16 protein-coding genes, 1 tRNA gene and 1 pseudogene are annotated in these 18390 nt (G+C 59.7%); 14 read left to right on the top strand and 4 right to left on the bottom strand.

Features of this window, described 5'->3' with window-relative positions; genetic code table 11:
• Window positions 1–47: 47 nt before the first annotated feature.
• The 3 genes from A9G06_RS17670 to A9G06_RS17660 all read right to left on the bottom strand — a co-directional run bounded on the left by A9G06_RS17670 (window position 48) and on the right by A9G06_RS17660 (window position 2228).
• Entirely contained in the window at window positions 48–479 is a 432-nt protein-coding gene (locus A9G06_RS17670) for a hypothetical protein (RefSeq protein WP_041235087.1), read from the bottom strand.
• Window positions 480–695: 216 nt separating this feature from the next.
• Window positions 696–772 (bottom strand) — tRNA-Pro (locus tag A9G06_RS17665).
• A 112-nt stretch (window positions 773–884) separates the two neighbouring features.
• Window positions 885–2228, bottom strand: coding sequence for a dihydroorotase (locus A9G06_RS17660; protein WP_005353068.1), 1344 nt, complete (start codon window positions 2226–2228; stop codon window positions 885–887).
• Window positions 2229–2308: 80 nt separating this feature from the next.
• On the opposite strand from A9G06_RS17660, the gene A9G06_RS17655 reads away from it, so the two are divergent.
• Window positions 2309–3184 (top strand): 6-carboxytetrahydropterin synthase, encoded by an 876-nt coding sequence (locus A9G06_RS17655; RefSeq protein ID WP_042053203.1) that lies wholly within the window; start codon window positions 2309–2311, stop codon window positions 3182–3184.
• A gap of 71 nt (window positions 3185–3255) precedes the next feature.
• On the opposite strand, the gene A9G06_RS17650 is transcribed toward A9G06_RS17655, so the two are convergent.
• A complete protein-coding gene (locus A9G06_RS17650) occupies window positions 3256–5268 on the bottom strand; it encodes a methyl-accepting chemotaxis protein (RefSeq protein ID WP_069556057.1) in 2013 nt (670 codons plus the stop codon).
• Window positions 5269–5520: 252 nt separating this feature from the next.
• Between A9G06_RS17650 and hinT the strand changes: the two genes are divergently transcribed.
• The 13 genes and pseudogenes from hinT to A9G06_RS17585 all read left to right on the top strand — a co-directional run.
• Window positions 5521–5871: a purine nucleoside phosphoramidase gene (gene hinT / locus A9G06_RS17645; protein ID WP_021231009.1), complete on the top strand. Its 351-nt coding sequence runs from the start codon at window positions 5521–5523 to the stop codon at window positions 5869–5871.
• A complete protein-coding gene (locus tag A9G06_RS17640; RefSeq protein ID WP_069556056.1) occupies window positions 5871–7307 on the top strand; it encodes a COG3014 family protein in 1437 nt (478 codons plus the stop codon). The genes hinT and A9G06_RS17640 overlap by 1 nt, the downstream gene beginning before the upstream one ends.
• Window positions 7308–7389: 82 nt before the next feature.
• Window positions 7390–7785 carry a YcfL family protein gene (locus A9G06_RS17635; RefSeq protein ID WP_069556055.1) on the top strand — a complete coding sequence of 132 codons (396 nt, stop codon included), beginning with the start codon at window positions 7390–7392 and terminating at the stop codon, window positions 7783–7785.
• Complete coding sequence (gene lpoB, locus A9G06_RS17630) at window positions 7785–8381, top strand: penicillin-binding protein activator LpoB (RefSeq protein ID WP_069556054.1); 597 nt, start codon at window positions 7785–7787, stop codon at window positions 8379–8381. Before A9G06_RS17635 ends, lpoB begins: the two co-directional genes overlap by 1 nt.
• Window positions 8382–8391: 10 nt before the next feature.
• On the top strand, window positions 8392–9216 hold the full coding sequence (locus tag A9G06_RS17625) for a phosphotransferase (protein WP_253182347.1): 825 nt from the start codon (window positions 8392–8394) through the stop codon (window positions 9214–9216).
• Between the two features lie 3 nt (window positions 9217–9219).
• A complete protein-coding gene (locus tag A9G06_RS17620; protein WP_005353080.1) occupies window positions 9220–10077 on the top strand; it encodes a DUF6279 family lipoprotein in 858 nt (285 codons plus the stop codon).
• Window positions 10078–10172: 95 nt separating this feature from the next.
• Window positions 10173–10607: a hypothetical protein gene (locus tag A9G06_RS17615; RefSeq protein ID WP_083243824.1), complete on the top strand. Its 435-nt coding sequence runs from the start codon at window positions 10173–10175 to the stop codon at window positions 10605–10607.
• A 158-nt stretch (window positions 10608–10765) separates the two neighbouring features.
• A complete protein-coding gene (gene secD, locus A9G06_RS17610) occupies window positions 10766–12568 on the top strand; it encodes a protein translocase subunit SecD (RefSeq protein WP_069556051.1) in 1803 nt (600 codons plus the stop codon).
• A gap of 151 nt (window positions 12569–12719) precedes the next feature.
• Complete coding sequence (gene secF / locus A9G06_RS17605; protein WP_005334046.1) at window positions 12720–13637, top strand: protein translocase subunit SecF; 918 nt, start codon at window positions 12720–12722, stop codon at window positions 13635–13637.
• A gap of 290 nt (window positions 13638–13927) precedes the next feature.
• A complete protein-coding gene (gene glgC / locus A9G06_RS17600) occupies window positions 13928–15229 on the top strand; it encodes a glucose-1-phosphate adenylyltransferase (protein WP_069556050.1) in 1302 nt (433 codons plus the stop codon).
• Between the two features lie 409 nt (window positions 15230–15638).
• A complete protein-coding gene (locus tag A9G06_RS17595; RefSeq protein ID WP_021231016.1) occupies window positions 15639–16712 on the top strand; it encodes a 3-deoxy-7-phosphoheptulonate synthase in 1074 nt (357 codons plus the stop codon).
• 135 nt (window positions 16713–16847) lie between these two features.
• Window positions 16848–17975: a bifunctional chorismate mutase/prephenate dehydrogenase gene (gene tyrA, locus A9G06_RS17590; RefSeq protein ID WP_069556049.1), complete on the top strand. Its 1128-nt coding sequence runs from the start codon at window positions 16848–16850 to the stop codon at window positions 17973–17975.
• Window positions 17976–18100: 125 nt separating this feature from the next.
• A pseudogene (locus tag A9G06_RS17585) lies at window positions 18101–18390 on the top strand (IS3 family transposase); the annotation flags it as partial.

Genomic DNA, 18390 nt, shown 5'->3' with positions numbered 1-18390 from the left:
ATCCTGCCATTAGGTGCATGTGATATGGATCTTGCAAATCACCAATATTAATCACTGTTTATTTTGATTTCGGCGAGATATTTCGCATTCAGAGTTCGCTCATCGAGTGCCCGTGGCAACAGGCGAAAAGTGAGCAGCGCCGAGATGGTATGCTGCACCTGCATCTGGGCCATAAAGAGATCAGGTTCATCCTCGTCAAAGCCGAAGATCGGCCGTGATGGGGTCACCCTGACGGCATCGCGGTTAATGGTCAGCTCATCGACCTTGAGCCAGGAGTAACCCTCTGCCAGTGCCAGCTCCCCTGCCCGCTTGAGCACATATTTGCGGGCGGTCTCCCTGTCCACCAGATCGTTGCCGACAAACTCCAGTTGCCACTTGTCCGGGCCAAGCCGGGTCTGGGAGAAACCGGTCTGGCCGTTCCAGAATGACTTTTCACTCTCGTAAGGGGTGGCGCAGCCCACCAGCAGCAGGGTGAGCATCAGCAGACAACAGGGCTTGGATACGGATGCAGACACGAGAGGCCTCGCCAGGCAAATGAGCAACAGTGTTGTTACTACACCATAAAGCGCGGTGGCTGCACAATCGACTCACGCCAACATCGACCGGCACGCATCACCACTGGCTTCGCGCCTGTGCGGCAAATCGCAGGCAAAAGAAAAGGCCTTGTCGTTTGACAAGGCCTTTACCGGGGAATTTGGTCGGTGTGAGAGGATTCGAACCTCCGACCCTCTACACCCCATGCAGATGCGCTACCTGGCTGCGCTACACACCGACGGAGTCAGCTCGGCTGACGGGGGCAGAGTTTATGGAGATGACCCTGCCCTGTCAACAGGGAAACGCCGCCAATTCCTCGGCCACGGTGCGTTCGCCTGCTTTGCGAACAATCAGCGGTTAAAGGTCAGCCGCTTGCCCAGGATCTGGTCAGTCACCTGCCCGTTTTGCCAGGCGATCTGGCCGTTCACCAGCGTCATTTCCACCGTGCTGTGGAAGCGGTAGCCGTTGAAGGGCGACCAGCCACAGTGGTAGAGGATGTTGTCATCGTTGACCACATAGGGCTTGCCCAGATCCAGCAGCACCAGATCGGCGAAATACCCCTCGCGAATATAACCGCGATCTTGTACCTGAAAACGCTCAGCTACCGCGTGGGAGGTCTTCTTGACGATAGTCTCCAGGGTAAACACGCCGTTGTGATAGAGCTCCAGCAGCGCCTGCAAAGAGTGCTGCACCAACGGTACGCCGGACGGCGCCTTGAAGTAGCTGTTCTGCTTCTCTTCCCAGGTGTGGGGCGCGTGGTCGGTGGCGATGATGTCGAGCACATCGTTGCGTACCGCATCCAGCAGCGCCTGCTGGTCGGCGGCACTCTTCACCGCAGGGTTGCACTTGATCAGGCTGCCCTGGGTTTCGTAATCGGCTTCATTGAAGAAGAGGTGGTGCACACACACCTCGGCGGTGATGTTCTTGTCCTTCAGCTCGCTCAGGTCATGGCTGGCGGTAAAGAGCGACAGCTCCTTGGCCGAGGTCAGATGCAGCACGTGCAGCTTGGCACCGTACTGCTTGGCCAACGCCACCGCCATGCTGGAGGATTTGTAGCACGCTTCGTCGCTGCGAATGCGGCCATGCTCGCCCATCGGCACATTCTCGCCCCACTTGGCCCGTGCCGCCTCTTCCGCCTTGGCGATGGTCGGGGTGTCTTCGCAGTGGGTCACGATCATCACCGGACTTTCGCGGAAGATGGCCGCCAGGGTCTCCTGATTGTCCACCAGCATGTTGCCGGTCGAGGAGCCCATAAACACCTTGACACCGCAGGACTGCTTGGGGTCGAGACGCTTGATCTCTTCAAGGTTGTCGTTGGTGGCGCCGAGATAGAAGCTGTAGTTGGCGACGGAGGAGTTGGCGGCGATCTGGTATTTGGCTTCGAGGGCGTCGAGGGTGGTGGTCTGGGGATTGACGTTGGGCATTTCCATGAAACTGGTGGTACCACCGGCGACGGCGGCCCGGGATTCACTGGCGATGGTCCCCTTGTGGGTCAGCCCCGGCTCCCGGAAGTGGACCTGATCATCGATCATTCCGGGGATAAGGTGGCGACCTGCCGCATCGATAACCAGCGCATCGGGCGCCTCGATGTCCGGGGCAATGCGGGCAATCCGTTCCCCCTCGATCAACACATCGGAGGCATAGATGCGGCCTTCGTTGACCAGGGTGGCATTTTTGATAAGCAGTTTGTTCATGGGGGGTTCCAGTTCCTTTGCCGATAATCGCGGGTCATAATAGCGCAAAACTGCCCTTTCTCTGTAGCAAGGCCTGACTGATGAAGTTATTTGTAAGAGATTTGACCGTGATCGACTCCAGCTACCTGTGCGAACGCCGCGGCATGGTGGGCGAGAGCTGGCTGGTAGATATCGAAATGAGCGGTGAGCTCAACGAAATGAGCATGCTGCTGGACTTTGGCCGGGTAAAGAAGCTGATCAAGTCGATCATCGATGAAGAGGTGGACCACAAGCTGCTGGTGCCGACCGAGTGCCCGCTGATCCACGTCGAGACACTGGATGGTGACGAAAGCACAGTGGATCTGCTGCGCCCGGGTCGCTCCATCCATCTGCGCTGCCCATCCCAGGGCTTCGCCTTTATCCCGGCACCACAAGTTGATAAAGAGTCGGTGACCCGCTACCTGCTGGCGGTACTGGCCAAACGGCTGCCGGGTAATATCAAGGATCTCTCCCTGACTCTGCGTCAGGAAGCGATCACCGGTGCCTTCTACCACTACAGCCACGGCCTGAAAAAGCACGATGGCAACTGCCAGCGCATCGCCCACGGCCACCGCTCTCCTATCGAGATCCACGTCGATGGCGAGCGCGACCAGGAGCTTGAGCTCAACTGGGCCGAGCGCTGGGGCGATATCTACCTCGGCACCGAGGAGGACAAAGTGGCGCTCACCGAGCTCGCTTTGAGCCCTCGCGCCAATGCCCAGCTTGGCGAGCATCACTGCGGCTTCAAATATGTGGCGCCGCAAGGGCTGTTCCAGCTGGCCATCCCCACCGCCGAGGTGGAGATGATCGACACCGACACCACGGTCGAGCTGCTGGCCTGCTACATTGCTCGCGAAGTGAAGAAGATGGTGGGCGACAAGTTCGTCAAGATTGTCGCCTATGAAGGGGTCGGCAAGGGTGCGATTGCCTACGCCTGATCCCCTTGTCACTACCGTAATAAAGAGAAGGCCCCGCATCTGCGGGGCCTTGTTGTTTCAACTCTCGACCATCAGGCGCTGAGGCGGAAGCGCTTGACCAGGCTCTCCTGCTGCTCGGCGAGGGAGTCCAGCTGCTGGCTGGTCTCGGCTACCCGCTCAATCCCCTGATAGTTGAGATCCGAGATATCGGAGATGCGGTTGAGGTTGGTGGCGATATCGGCGCTGGTGGCCTGTTGCTGCTCGGCGGCAGAGGCGATCTGGCTCGACATGTCGCTGATCAGCACCACAATCCCCTGCACCTCCTCCATGGCGTTGTTGGCGTGAGAGCTCTGATCCACGCAGCTGTCCATCTCGCGAGAGCACTCCTGCATCACGGTCACCGCCTTGGCTACCCCCTGCTGCAGGTTCTCGATCATGGTCTGGATTTCGCTGGTGGACTGGGCGGTGCGGCCCGCCAGACTGCGCACCTCATCCGCCACAACCGCAAATCCGCGCCCCTGCTCGCCGGCCCGCGCCGCTTCGATGGCGGCGTTGAGGGCCAGCAGGTTGGTCTGCTCGGCAATGCCGCGAATGACATCGAGGATATTGCCGATCTGGCTGCTCATGGCGCTCACATCACCGATCACCTTGCCGGTCTGTTGCAGCTTGCCCGCCAGTTGATGAGTGGTGGTGATATTGCCTGCCATCACCTTGCGTCCCATCTCGGAGGCCTTCTCCACATCCTGCACCCGCTCCAGAGTCTGGTTGGCAGCCTGCGCCACCTCCCGCACCGAGGCCTCCATCTGGGTCATGGCGGCGGCGACCGAGGCGGTCTCCTGCCGCTGTTTCTCCAGATCCGCCCGCACTGATTCGGTGGTGTGGCGATTGCCGTGGGCGGCATCGTTAAGCTGGGCCGACGCTTGTGAAAGCTGCGCCAGCACCTCCCCCATCTGGGCAATCAGCAGGTTGATCTGGCTGCCCAGCTGGCCAAATTCGTTCTTGCTCTGAAAACCGATGCGCTGGGTCATGTCGCCCTGAGTTACTTCGGTCAGCACCCGCAGCAACTCCCTGAGCGGACGGCGAATGGCCTTGCCCAGGGTATATGCCACCAGCATGGCAATCAGGATGGCGACCGCTATGCTGGCTCCCTGAGTCAGGGTGCTCTGGCTCTGTGCAGCTTTGGCATGCTGAATGCTCTGGTTCATCAGTTGCTGGCTCTGAGCGGTGATCCGCTCAAGCTGATCCTGAATTGCCACGATGAGCGCACTCGCCTGCTTGCTCTTCTCCCGCATCTGCTCCTGCTGCTTCATCAGCGCCAGATACTGGGAGAGCACGCCTTCGCTTGCGGTGGTGTCGCGCACGAAGCCGTGAACATAGTGGCCCATGTCGTTCTCGAAGTTCTTCAGCTCCCCCTGCAGATCCTTGATGGTACTGTTGAACCCCTCGATCTGCATCTTGTTGCGCTTGAGCGCCCCTTCGATGGGGGCCGGAATGGTCTGATTGAGGGCGTCCATGGTGGAGAGTTCGATAGCGGAAAGCTTGGTGGTCAGGGTCTCGGAGAGCATCTTGATGAAGCTGTCGTCGATGGTGACCATCATGTCACCCAGACTCTTCTTGAACTGGGGCAGACTGACCTGAAACTGCCCCTTGGCCAGATTGACCTTGTGCAGCCGAGTGAGCAGCGCCTCGTGTTCGCCGGGCAGGGTATCGGTCAGTTGCAGGTAGCTGTCGACCTGCTGGCTGAGGCTGCTCATCTCCCCTTGCAGTTCGGGGTGATGGGCCACCTGCTGGCGCAAGACGTCAAGGCTGTTGCCCACCGCAGCCTTGGCCTGTTTCAGTTCGGCCACTTCGGCCGGCAGCTGTTTGGGATCCTGCTCGGTGAGCACATCCCCCAGCCACTTGTTGGCGCTGAGCAGGGTGATCTGGGTCTGGCTGCTGGCAATCACCAGCGGCATAGACTGCTGGGTAACCTGCTCCAGTGCGTTCCCCAGAGTCTCCTGACTACGAAATGTGAGCAGTGAACTGGCCACCATCACGGCCACCAGGATCGCGAAGCCAAGGTAGACTCGCTGCAAGATGGAGAGATCCGACATTGTTTGTTTCATTATTGTCCCGCTGTATATGCAAAAGTCCCTTGCCTGAGTACCCCGTCCTTTTGATACCCTGCAGACCACCCTGAACAGGCGCTGCAGATGACGTCCCTCTGGCTATCGGTATTTTTAACAATAACTGAAGGGAATGGGACATCAGCTGTGTCAAATGTCGGCTTGTGTCACACTTGGCGTGCTGCTCGCCCCCCTTTCGGGAGCCGCTTGGGGTTCTAGTTCAATTTTCTGTTTCATATAAGGGAGTTAGCCATGGCGCAAGAAACCATTTTCAGCAAAATCATCCGTAAAGAGATCCCCGCCGACATCCTTTATCAAGACGATCTGGTCACCGCATTCCGGGATATCCAGCCCAAGGCCAAAACCCATATTCTGATCATCCCCAATGTGCTGATCCCCACCGTTAATGACGTGGAAGCCGAACATGAACTGGCCCTTGGCCGGATGTTCACCGTGGCCCGCAAGCTGGCAAGCGAGGCGGGCATCGCCGAAGATGGCTACCGCCTCATCATGAACTGCAACCGCCACGGCGGGCAGGAGGTCTACCACATCCACATGCATCTGGTCGGTGGCCAGCCGCTGGGACCGCTGCTCAGCCTGTAATGAATCGCCACGCCTCAACCTGCCGCAGCGCCCTGTTGCTCTGCGGCGCCCTGCTGTTGCTGGGAGGCTGTGCCTCCCGCTGGCAGGATATGTTCGTCTCCTACTCCGATCAGATGGTGCCCCTGCGCAACCAGCTGCTGCTGGGCCATGCCGCCGAGGCGTTGCCCGAGGTGCGCGACTCCACCCTTGGGGATGACACCTTTGTGCTGGATCGGCTCGAACAGGGGCGCATTGCCTGGCTGGCGGGTCAGGATGCGGGCAGCAAGCTGGCGTTCACCGCCGCCGACAGCCGCCTTCAGTGGGAAGACAATCAGGCCGAATACCGGCTGAGCCACGGTCTGGATCAGGTGGGCAGTCTGCTCACCAACGATCAGTCGATGGCCTATCGTACTCCCGATTACGAACGCACCATGCTGCATCACTATCTGGCCCTCAACTATCTGCAACGGGGTGATGCTGATGGCGCCCTGGTGGAAATACGCCGGGCCAATCAGGTGCAGGAGCAGGCCCTGAAACGGCGAGCCGATGAGGTGCGCAAGGCGAAGGATGAGAGCAAAGAGGCCGAAGCAGAAGGGGAGATGCGCCAGCTGATGTCGCGCGGCGCACCGGATCTCGACCGGTTGATCGGCAAGGTCAAAAACGGTTTTCAGAACGCCTACACCTTCTATTTTTCCGCCGTGCTCTATGAGGCGGCCGGGGATCTCAACGATGCCTGGGTCGACTATCAGCGCGGCTACCAGATAGCGCCGGACAACCGCAGCCTGCAAGATGCCTTGCTGCGTCTGGCGCGGCTGCGTGGCTCACCGGACGAGATCCGCGAGACCGAGAAAAAGATAGGCCGCAAAGCGCCGCCGCTTGCAAAAGATCAAGGCCAACTGGTGGTGCTGTTTGAAGATGGTTTGATCCCGGCGCGGCGCGAACTCTTCCTGCCGCTCCCCATCTCCACCTCCCGCGGCGATTTTCGTACCTTTACCGTCGCCATCCCCTATTACGATAATCGGGCCAGCGATACGGGGCCGCTCACCGTCACGCTCGGCAAACGGGTCGAGCAGACCAGCGAGCTGGTCAGGCTGGAAGCGCTGGCCGCCAAAGATCTGCAGGAGCGGCTGCCCGGCATGCTGACCCGCCAGGCGCTGCGGCTGGTGGCCAAGGAGCAGATGCGCCGCACCGCCGCCAAAGAGGGAGGGGATGTGGGCAATATTCTGGTGGGGATCTTCAACACCCTCTCCGAGCGGGCCGATACCCGCAGCTGGCTGACGCTGCCAGCTCAGGCATCGAGCTGGCAGGGGATGGTGCCGGCGGGTGAGGTGAACCTCACTCTGGGAGCAGGTGCTGCCCAGCGCCAATTGCCGCTGACCATTCATAGCGGCCGCACCACCCTGGTCTGGGTACAGCGCCTCGGCGCCGGTCTGACCACCCGGGTGATGCCGCTCTGAGCAGATGGCGAAGAGATATGAGCAAGACAATTAACCGGGCAGGCTCACACGCGGCCCCACTCACCCGATTAAGGAGAGCAAGATGAAAGCATACGGGTTGGCCCTCGGGCTCGCGCTGCTGACCGGCTGCGCCACCAACACCTCAGGCGTGGCGCTCTATGGCCCGGCGGGCGATGCACCAGTGGCGGAGCAGCATCAAAACGTCAACGTCACCCTGACCGAGCTGAGCCGCCGCCAGCAAAATGGCCTGCTGCAGGTCAATGTGGCCGCCGCCAGCACCCAGCGCGGCGATAACAAGCTGCAATATATCTTCTATTGGTATGATGAGGCCGGTCAGGAGGTCGCCAGCGATGGCCGCGGCTGGACCCCCATCAAGCTGCATGGCTATCAGACCCGCACCCTTTCGGCCCTGGCGCCCAGCCCGGCGGCGCAGGGTTACCGGATTTACGTACGCGAAGTGATTGAGGAATCCTACTGATGAAAATGAATCATGCCCTGCTGATATTGACCTCTGCATTGCTCTTGGGCGGCTGCTCCAGCACCACCGTCAGCTATGGCGATCCCACTGAAACCGAAACCGTCACCGTCGATTACGGCTCAAGCGACCTGCAGGCCATCGCCGACAAGATGGCGGACTCCATGCTCGCCTCCCCTGCCACCAGCGAGATCACCGCCGGCGGTCGTCCGGTGATGTTTATGGACTCTATCCGCAACAAGACCTCCGAGCACATCGATACTGAAGCGATCACCGACACCATCCGCACCAAGCTGCTGCGGGCCGGCAAGTTCCGCTTCGTCGACATGAGCAAGGTGGCCGCCGTCAAGCAGCAGCTCGAATACCAGCAGAGCAGCGGCATGGTAGACCCGGCCTCCATGGTACGGCTTGGCAAGCAGACCGGTGCCCGCTACATGCTCTATGGCAACCTCGCCAGCATCGTCAAAGACAATGGCAAGGTGAAGGATGTCTACTACCAAATGACCATGAACCTGATGGACCTGCAAAACGGCGAACTGCTGTGGGCCGATCAGAAAGAGATCCGCAAACAGGCGAAGAAATCCACCTTTGGCTGGTAACAAGCTCCCGGTGACAGGCAACCGTGATCCGCTACTGGCCAGCCTGCCCGCCCCCTGGCGGGAGGGGCAGCTGGAACCACTCGGGTTAGGCCTGACCAACTGCAACTATCGACTGCGCCTCCCCTCGGGGCGCAGTTACTTTTTGCGTCAGGGCCACTCCGACCCGGTGCGCCTTGGTATCGACCGTTCCACCGAGTGGCAGCTTTATCAGGGAGCGATGGCAGAAGGGTTGGCGCTGCCCTGCCACTATGGCAATCCCGCCAGCGGTCTGATGCTGCTCGAATGGTGCGATGAGCCAAACTGGGTACACGCGGCGCCACCGGCAGCCGATCAGCCCCGTCTGCTGGCTGAGGTGCTGCGCAAGCTCCATCGCTTGCCGCTACCTGCGGTGGTGATGGCGGTGCGAGCCCACGCCGCGGGCTATCGCGCCCGACTGGCCCACATTCCCTCCTGGCTGCCCGCCCTGGAGCGGGGCTTGCTCGCCAGCAGTGAGCCAAATGATTGCTGGCGCCCTTGCCACCATGATCTCAATCCGGCTAACTTGTTGGGAAACAAACCCTGGGTCATCGACTGGGAGTATGGCGCGGTAGGTCACCCCGGCTTTGAGCTCGCCAGCATCCAGCGCACCCATGAGTGGCCCGCCGAGCGGCGCGACGAGCTGGAAGTGCACTATCTGCAGGCCCTGCCGCGCCACCAGTGGCCCGATTTTCAGAGCGAGGCATTTTTACCCTGGGTCGACTATATCGGCCTGCTCTGGGCCCTGCTGATGGCAGAGCAACAGCCCTCACTCGACTATGACACCCTGATCGCCATCAACCGGCAACGACTGGAGTAACAGATGATAAACAAGGTGCGCTGGCACAAGCCGAAAACCTGGGGTCTGCTGCTGATCGGCCTGCTGCTGACCGGTTGCTCCACCCGGGTGATCTACTACTGGCTCGATACCGCCATCATCTGGCAGCTGGATGACTACTTTGCCCTCTCCTATTCGCAGAAGGATCTGCTCAGCCGCGAAGTGAAGGGGCTGATGGCCTGGCATCGCCAACACGAGCTGCCGCGCTACGCCAAGGATCTCGACGCGCTGGCCAAGGCGGTGGCCAGCCCCATGACGCCGGAGCAGATCTCGACCAACCTGGATGCGGTGCAGCAGAGCCTGACCCGCACGCTGGAAAATACTATCCCCCGCGCGGTCAGGCTGGCGCGCACCCTGACCGATGAGCAGGTGGCCCGCTTTATGACCGATCGGGTCAAGCGGCAACAGGAGCGGCAAAAGGACTTTGCCACTGAGCCCAAAGAGCAGATGCTGGCGGAGTTTCGCGACAAGATGAACAAGCGGCTCGAGTTCTGGATTGGCGAGGTGAAACCTGCACAGGCGCCACTGGTGGCCCAGTGGGCCGAATGGCAATACGAGCTGATGCCCCCCTGGCTCGAGTTTCAGGAGTCCTGGACCCAGGAGCTGGACAGGCTGATGAAGCAGCGCCAGAGTCCCGACTTTACCCGCGAGCTGACTGACCTGCTGGCCGAGGGGGATGGGCTGATGGATGGCCGTTTTACCGGCTATACCGAGCAGTCGCGCCAGCGTACCGTCAACTGGCTGAGCGCCATGAGCCAGTCGCTGGATATCTCCCAGCGGGCCCATCTCTACTCCCTGCTCAAGGGTTATGCCCGCGACTTCAAGCAGATGAGCGGCAGCTGACGAGCGGCACCGAATGGTGCCATGCGCCCGGGCAACCTTGTTCAAACCGAGCGCTTATGGTAGTTTGCCCTTTCTATTTATCGGGAATTAACTTTTTGCGCTTTATCGACAAAGTAAAACTGGTGCTGGTAACTCTGGTTATCGCCCTCACCCTGCTTTGTTCCATCGCCCGAATGGAAGGCCCGCTGCTACCCGCATCTCCCCACAGTGAACAGCAGCAGACTCAGGTGTTCAATCAGCTTAGCGACAGCGATGATGGCATCATCAAGTTTGTTGGCAGCCATCAGAATCACCTGCTGCGTCTCGAACAATCCCTGCGCAGTGACAACCAGCCCAAGAGTGTGGTCTACGAGCTGATCCAGAGCTGGTCGGCCCAGGCCATCCTGCTGTTGCTGCTCGGCTGGCTGATGCTGGCCCCCGAGCTCTATCACAAGCAGAGTTTTCGCGATCGCTTCGGTGCGATCCATCGGCGCCATCTACAGCGCCAACATCTGCAGTACCGCTTCACCCAGAGCTATCTGAACGCCTGACCCCGGAGGGGCTGGCACATCCACTGTTTGCTCATCTCCTCTTCCTGACGGATCCGGCAACTGCCTGATCCGCATCTGATGCATCCCATTTTTTGCGCCTTGCCGAGCCTTGTTGCTATCGGCCTAGGCACCATTCTCCTGACAGAGGCTTGTTTGCCATGAGAAAGAGCAATCGCACCGTTCTCAACCGCATGAGCAAGTGGCAGTACGCACTGCTGTTGTTGATGCTGTTGACCTTTACCTTTTACTCCCTGCCCACCTTTTTTGGTGAGCAGCCCTCCCTCGGCCTGCACGGACAGCAGCGCCTGACCACCCAGCAACAGATGCTGCTGAGCGACAAACACCTGACCCCGCTCAAGGTCATTGAGCAACCTGAGCGAGTCGAGCTGGTCTTTGCCAGCCAGGGCGAGCAGCAGCGCGCCAAGCAGTTGCTGGAGCTGCAAGGGGTCGACAGTGCCGCCCTGACCCTGGAGTTTCACTCCAACGCACCGGCCTGGATCACCCGCCTTGGCGCCGACCCCATCAAGCTGGGGCTCGATCTGCGTGGCGGCTCCCAGCTGCTGATCGGGGTGGACGTGGACTTTGTCATCGACAATCAGACCAAGAATCTGGTGGATACCCTGCGCACCCGCTTCCGTGAAGCCAATCTGCGCGGCGCCAGCGTCACGCGCAGCGCACAGGGCGCCGTAGCCGTCACCCTGCCGGAGGTGGCCGAACAGGAGAGCTGGCTCGCCATCATCAAGGAGAGTGCCGGTACCCGTCAGGATCAGTGGAAGCTGGCCCGCTCCGGCAATGATCTGAAACTGGTGCTGAGCGATGTTGAGCGCACCCTGCTGGTCAACAACGCCGTGACCCAGAACCTGTCGATCCTGAAAAAACGGATCAATGAGCTCGGCATCGTCGAGGCCTCGGTGGTGCGTCAGGGGCAGGATGGTATCCGTATCGAACTGCCCGGGGTACATAACCCCAAGCAGGCGAAAGAGGTGATCGGCGCCACCGCCTCGCTGGCCTTCTACGAGGCCAAAGCCGACAGCCACTTCTATATCGCCGATCGCAACGGTCAGGCTGTTGGCATGGCGCGCAAGCCGGTACTCACCGGCGAGCACATCGTCGATGCCCGCGCCAACATGGGCGAAATGGGTCAACCCCAGGTCAATATCGTGCTCGACACCCTGGGTGGCAGCAAGATGAACCAGTTCAGCCGACAGCATGTGGGCAAGCCGATGGCGACCGTCTTCACCGAGTACAAGACCAACGCTCAGGGCAAACTGCGCGCCCAGAGCGAGGTGATCAACGTCGCCACCATCCAGACCGCCCTTGGCAACCAGTTCCGCATCACCGGCATTGGCAGTCTGCCGGAGGCGCAAGAGCTGGCCATGCTGCTGCGTGCCGGCGCCCTCACCGCCCCGCTCAAGATCCTGGAAGAACGCAGTATTGGCCCGACGCTGGGGATGCAGAATATCGAGGCGGGCTTCACCGCGCTGGCCTTCGGCATGGCAGGCATGATGCTGTTCATGATGGCCTGGTACCGCAAATTCGGCTGGGTTGCCATCACGGCGCTGGTCGCCAACCTGTTGATGCAGGTCGGCATGCTGGCAGTGCTGCCGGGCGCCGTGCTGACCCTGCCGGGGATCGCCGGTCTGGTGCTGACGGTGGGCATGGCGGTGGATACCCATGTGCTGATCTTCGAGCGGATCAGGGACCGGCTGCGAGAGGGGGGCTCATTGGCCAACGCCATCGACTTTGGCTATCGCTCCGCCTTCCACACCATTTTTGATGCCAATATCACTACGCTCATCTGCGCCGTGGTGCTCTACTCCATCGGCTCCGGGCCGCTGCAGGGCTTCTCCATCACCCTCATTCTGGGTCTGCTCTCCAGCATGATCACCGGGATCTGGGGGACACGCGCCATCATCAATCCCCTGTGGGGACGCAGCAGCGAGCGCACGCTGAAGGTGTAACGGGACAGCAGTCCCTCTGATGAGCGGCTTTGGCTGCGCCATCAGCCATGGATATGGCCGGGGCGGCCAAAGCAGAACACTATTTTCCCGGCGTGTTGCGACACGTCGTGATGGGCCAACTACCAGATGCTGGCTGGCCAAGGAGAGAATTATGTTGAGAATGATCGTTGCCATGGGGCTGACCCGTTGGCGTTATATCGGCCTGTGGGCTTCCATCCTGCTGACCGTGGCCAGCGTCGCCATCTTGCTGGTGAACGGCCTGACACTGGGGCTCGATTTTACCGGCGGGATCCTGCTGGAGTTTCATATCCAGACCCTGAAAGAGGCCCATGAGCTCAATGCCATGCTGGTCTCCCCGCTGGCGGGAGCCGTTGAGCTGAGCTCGGCCGGTATTCCCGGCGAGTGGCTGATCAAGCTGCCCCCCCACGAACTTCCCTGGCCCGCGGCGGATCTCGCCACCATGCTGACCCAACAGCTGGGGATGCCGGTCGAGTTGCTGCGCACCACCATCGTCGGCCCTCAGGTGGGTGCCGAACTGTTCCAGCAGGGGATGCTGGCCGTGCTGGTCGCTTCGCTGGCGATGTCGGCCTATCTGGCGTTTCGCTTCGAGTGGCGTCAGGCCATCGGCATCCTGCTCTCGGTGGTCCATGACGCCATCGTAGCGCTGGGGCTGCTGTCACTCTTTCAGATCGAATTCGATCTGAACATCATCGCCGGTTTGATGGCGGTGATCGGCTACTCCCTCAACGACAGCATCGTCATCTCGGACAGGCTGCGGGATCTGCTGAGCTCGCGTACCCAGATGGGGATCCACGAGTGCTCCGATGTGGCCATCAAGGCGACCTTCAGTCGCACCATGATCACCTCGGGCACCACCCTGTTTACCGTGGGCGCGTTGTTGCTGTTTGGCGGTGACGCCCTCTACGGCTTCTCCTTCACCCTTTTTGCCGGGATCCTGGTGGGTACTGTTTCCTCCATCACCGTCGCCTCGACCGTGCAGGAGCTGCTTGGGCTCACCCCGCAGGCCTACCAGAAGAAGAGCGAGGAGCCACTGGCCAACGCAGCCTGATCCTTGCTAACCAGAGTCGGCTAATCGAACCTCTACCAACTATGCCCTTGCCAACCATTGGCAGGGGCTTTTTCCCATTCCTCCTGTCGGTCTCTCGCCGCCCCTTTTGGTGCTCGGCTCGTCTCAATTGACAACTGACCATATTGAAAGCAATGACGGATCAACCCGTCATTTTTAATAACAAAAAGGTCATTTTATTACGTCAGAAACCATAAAGTGTGACTGAAAGCACTTTCTTGAGGGCTCAAAGGAGGCAACATTGTAGTGATTTATCTACAAAGGGATATGAGATGTTGTTACAACCTGCCAATACAGCAAAATCCAGACAGTTGCTGAACGAGACCATGGCTTTGGTACTCGCAGGAGGGCGGGGTAGTCGCCTCAAACAGTTAACCGACAACCGTGCAAAACCTGCCGTTCATTTCGGCGGCAAATTCCGCATCATCGATTTCGTGCTCTCCAACTGCATCAACTCCGGCATTCGTCGGGTCGGTGTCGTGACCCAGTACAAGTCCCACAGCCTGTTGCGCCATCTCCAGTCCGGCTGGTCTTTCCTGCGCTACCAGATGAACGAGTTTATCGATCTGCTCCCTGCCCAGCAGCGGGTGGATGAGGTGAACTGGTATCGGGGTACCGCCGATGCGGTCTACCAGAATATGGATATCATCCGCGATCACGCCCCCAAATATGTAGTGGTGCTGGCGGGCGATCACATCTACAAGATGGATTACGCCGCCATGCTGCTCGACCACGTCAATATGGGCGCCAAGGTGACCGTTGCCTGCATCGAGGTGCCACGCAGTGAAGCAAGCGCCTTCGGAGTGATGGCGGTGGATGATGATCGCAAGATCAACGCCTTCGTCGAAAAGCCCGTCAACCCGCCCGCCATGCCGGGCAAGGCCGACACCGCGCTGGCCTCAATGGGCGTCTATATCTTCGATGCGGAGTATCTCTATCAGCTGCTGGAAGAGGACATTGCCAACGAGCAGTCCCATCACGATTTCGGCATGGACGTGATCCCCCGCGTGGTGAAAGAGGGCACCGCATTCGCTCACCCGTTTGGCATGTCCTGTGTCGGCTGCTGTCCGGATCGCCGCCCCTACTGGCGCGATGTGGGCACCGTGGACTCCTTCTGGGAAGCCAACATGGATCTCGCCTCAGTCACGCCGGAGCTGGATATCTACGATCAGGACTGGCCCATCTGGACTAGTCAGAACATGACTCCTCCCGCCAAGTTCGTGCAGGACCGAAACGGTCAGCACGGCATGACCATCAACTCCATGTTTGCTGGGGGCACCATCGTCAGCGGCTCTTTCATCCTGAGTTCGGTGCTCTTTACCAATGTGCGGGTCGACTCATTCTGCACCCTGGATCAGGCCGTTATCTTCCCGGGTGTGGAGATTGGTGCCGGTTGCCGACTGCGCCGGGTGGTGATCGACAAGGGGTGCAAACTGCCGGAAGGCACGGTGATCGGTGAAAACGCCGATGAAGATGCACGTCGCTTCCACCGCTCCGAGCAGGGCATAGTGCTGGTCACCCAGGGGATGCTCACTCGCCTGAACAAAGAGCTGCAGGGAAAACAAAAGCGCTGATCCGCAGCCAGACGGGATCCCCCTTCCTACCGTAAAGGGAGCCATGATGGCTCCCTCTTTCTATGGCTGACCAGATAGCTGCCTCACACCATCATTCCCATCGCGTTGCAGTCTCCCAGAGATACCATTTACTGTGGGTAAACAGCTGGACAACGCAGCCTTCACGCCCTCATGCCGTAAACATTAAATTACACAAAAACCATTAACCCTCCGAAAAATCCTCTGTATTATTCCTGTTCGCGCTATATAGCAGCTCCTTTATCTGACTTTTTAGCGGTAAACCCACTAGTTTCACTTGATTGTTTGTTTTTCCTTGGTAAGGTGATGGCGGTTGCGTAACAAATCAGGTACCAGTGTAAATATATAGGTACAACCGCTTTTGGCTTAATACAGTAGAGAGAATAAAATCATGCAAAGAGACCCCCTGAACAACATCCATATCCAGTCCGAACAAGTGATGATCACGCCTGCCCAGCTCAAGGAGAAGTTACCCATCTCCGACAAGGCGCTGGCATTCGTGCAAGGGGCCCGTAATACCATCGCCGATATCATTCACCGCCGCGATCACCGGCTGCTGGTGATCTGTGGTCCCTGCTCCATCCACGACATGGACGCCGCCAAAGAGTACGCAACCAGACTCAAAGCGCTGCATGATGCCTATCAGGACTCTCTCTACATTGTCATGCGGGTCTACTTTGAGAAGCCGCGCACCACGGTCGGCTGGAAAGGCTTTATCAACGACCCCAATCTGGATGGCACCTTCGATGTGGAGCTGGGGCTGCACCGTGCCCGCGAGCTGCTCTGCTGGCTGGCGGAGCTGGAGTTGCCGCTGGCCACCGAAGCGCTCGACCCCATCAGCCCGCAATACCTGGCCGAGCTCTTCTCCTGGTCAGCCATCGGCGCCCGCACCACCGAATCCCAGACCCACAGGGAGATGGCGTCCGGTCTCTCCATGCCGGTCGGCTTCAAGAACGGCACCGACGGCAACCTAGGGACTGCCATTAATGCGTTGCAAGCGGCCTCCTCCCCTCACGCCTTTATGGGGATCAACCAGCAGGGCCAGGTTGCGCTGCTGCAGACCCAGGGCAACCCGGATGGCCACGTGATCCTGCGCGGCGGCAAACATCCCAACTACGACTCGGTCAACGTGTCGCTGGCGGAAGAGGCGCTGGAGAAAGCGGGCCTGCTGCCGAGCCTGGTGGTGGATTGCAGCCACGGCAACTCCAGCAAGGATCACCGTTTGCAGCCCAAGGTGGCCGACAACGTCATCCACCAGATCCAGGAGGGCAACCGCTCCATCATCGGGGTGATGCTCGAATCCAACCTGTTTGAGGGTAACCAGTCCAGCGAGCAGCCCAAGGAGCAGATGCGCTACGGGGTCTCCATCACCGATGCCTGCATCGACTGGGACACCACCGCTACCCTGCTGGCCCGCTGCCACAACCAGCTGGCTGACCCCCTCAAGGGCAGAACTGCACGGTAAGCCGTGGTATCTTGTCGTAACCTATTGAACAATCTGGGTATCACCGCAGGTGGCATCTGGCAGCTCATGCCGTGATACCTTGTTGCATCTTGATTTTCAGGGCGCCGCCGCTTGCGGCGCCAGCAGGGGCTGGATATGGCTGAAGAGTTGAATGTACTCAGGGACAAGATAGATGCGGTGGACAAGCAGCTGATCGATCTGCTGGCCGCCCGTCTGGCCCTGGTGGGAGAAGTGGGTGAGGTAAAGAGCCGCCACGGCCTGCCCATCTATGCACCGGACAGGGAGGCGAGCATGCTGGCCCGCCGCCGCGCCGAGGCCGAGCTGCTGGGGGTGCCCGGCGATCTCATCGAGGATGTACTGCGCCGGGTGATGCGTGAATCTTATGCCAGCGAGAAAGACACCGGCTTCAAGTGCATAAAGCCGGATCTTGGCAAGGTGGTCATCATCGGCGGTCAGGGCCAGCTTGGTCGGCTGTTCGGTCATATGTTCAGCCTCTCAGGCTACCGGGTCGAGACGCTGGAGCAAGCCGATTGGCCGCGTGCTGACGAGATCCTCGCCGGAGCCGGTCTGGTGATGGTGGCGGTGCCCATCGATATCACCTGCCAGATCATCGATCGCCTCGGTAACCTGCCCGCCCACTGCCTGCTGGTGGATGTCACCAGCGTGAAGGCGGCACCGCTCGAACATATGCTGGCGGTGCACCAAGGCCCGGTACTGGGACTGCACCCCATGTTCGGGCCGGATGTGGCGAGCCTCGCCAAGCAGGTGATCGTCTGCTGCCAGGGTCGTGACCCCGCCGCCAGCCAATGGCTGCTGGATCAGATGACCATCTGGGGCGCCCGCTTGCAACAGGTGGAAGCCAAGGCCCACGATGAGGCGATGACCCTCATTCAGGCACTGCGTCACTTCGCCACCTTTGCCTATGGCTGGCACCTCTCCCGGGAGCAGGCCAATCTGGATCGCCTGCTGAGTTTGAGCTCTCCCATCTACCGGCTGGAGCTCGCCATGGTGGGGCGGCTGTTCGCTCAGGATCCCCACCTCTATGCCGACATCATTTTGTCGTCACCGCAGAATCTGGCGATGATCCGTCGCTACTACCAAAACTTCGGCGAAGCGCTGGGGCTGCTGGAGCGGGGGGACAGGGACGGTTTCATCGATGCCTTCTCGCAAGTCTCCGGTTTCTTCGGCGAGCATGCCGACCAGTTCCTGCGTGAAAGCCGCATGCTACTGGCCCAGGCCAACGACCGCCGCCAACACGGCTGATCCTGCAAAAGCAGTAACGCTCATATAACCAAAAAGGGAAGATACTCAGGCATCTTCCCTTTTTGTTTGTTATGTCCCGTCCTGAATATGGTTTACACCTTTCCCCCCAATAAATGGAGAACCCGATGGGACAAGGTGTGAAACGGACACAGCGCGATTACTCACTGACTTTTAAACTGGCACTGGTCGAGCAGATTGAAAAAGGCGAGCTCAGTTGCCAGCAAGCACAAGCCCGATATGGCATTCAGGGCAATTCGACCATTCTGGTATGGTTACGTAAACATGGTCGGCAAGATTGGAGCCAGGGGGCTTCTGTACGTGCCGGCAGGAGCATCACCATGCCTGACCCCGACAACCAGACACCCGAACAGCGCATCAAGGAACTCGAGCAGCAGCTGGCACTGATGAGCCAGAA

It is taken from the genome of Aeromonas sp. DNP9, from assembly GCF_001728955.1.
Lineage (GTDB): Bacteria > Pseudomonadota > Gammaproteobacteria > Enterobacterales > Aeromonadaceae > Aeromonas > Aeromonas veronii.
This window is presented reverse-complemented; position numbering and strand designations above follow the sequence as displayed.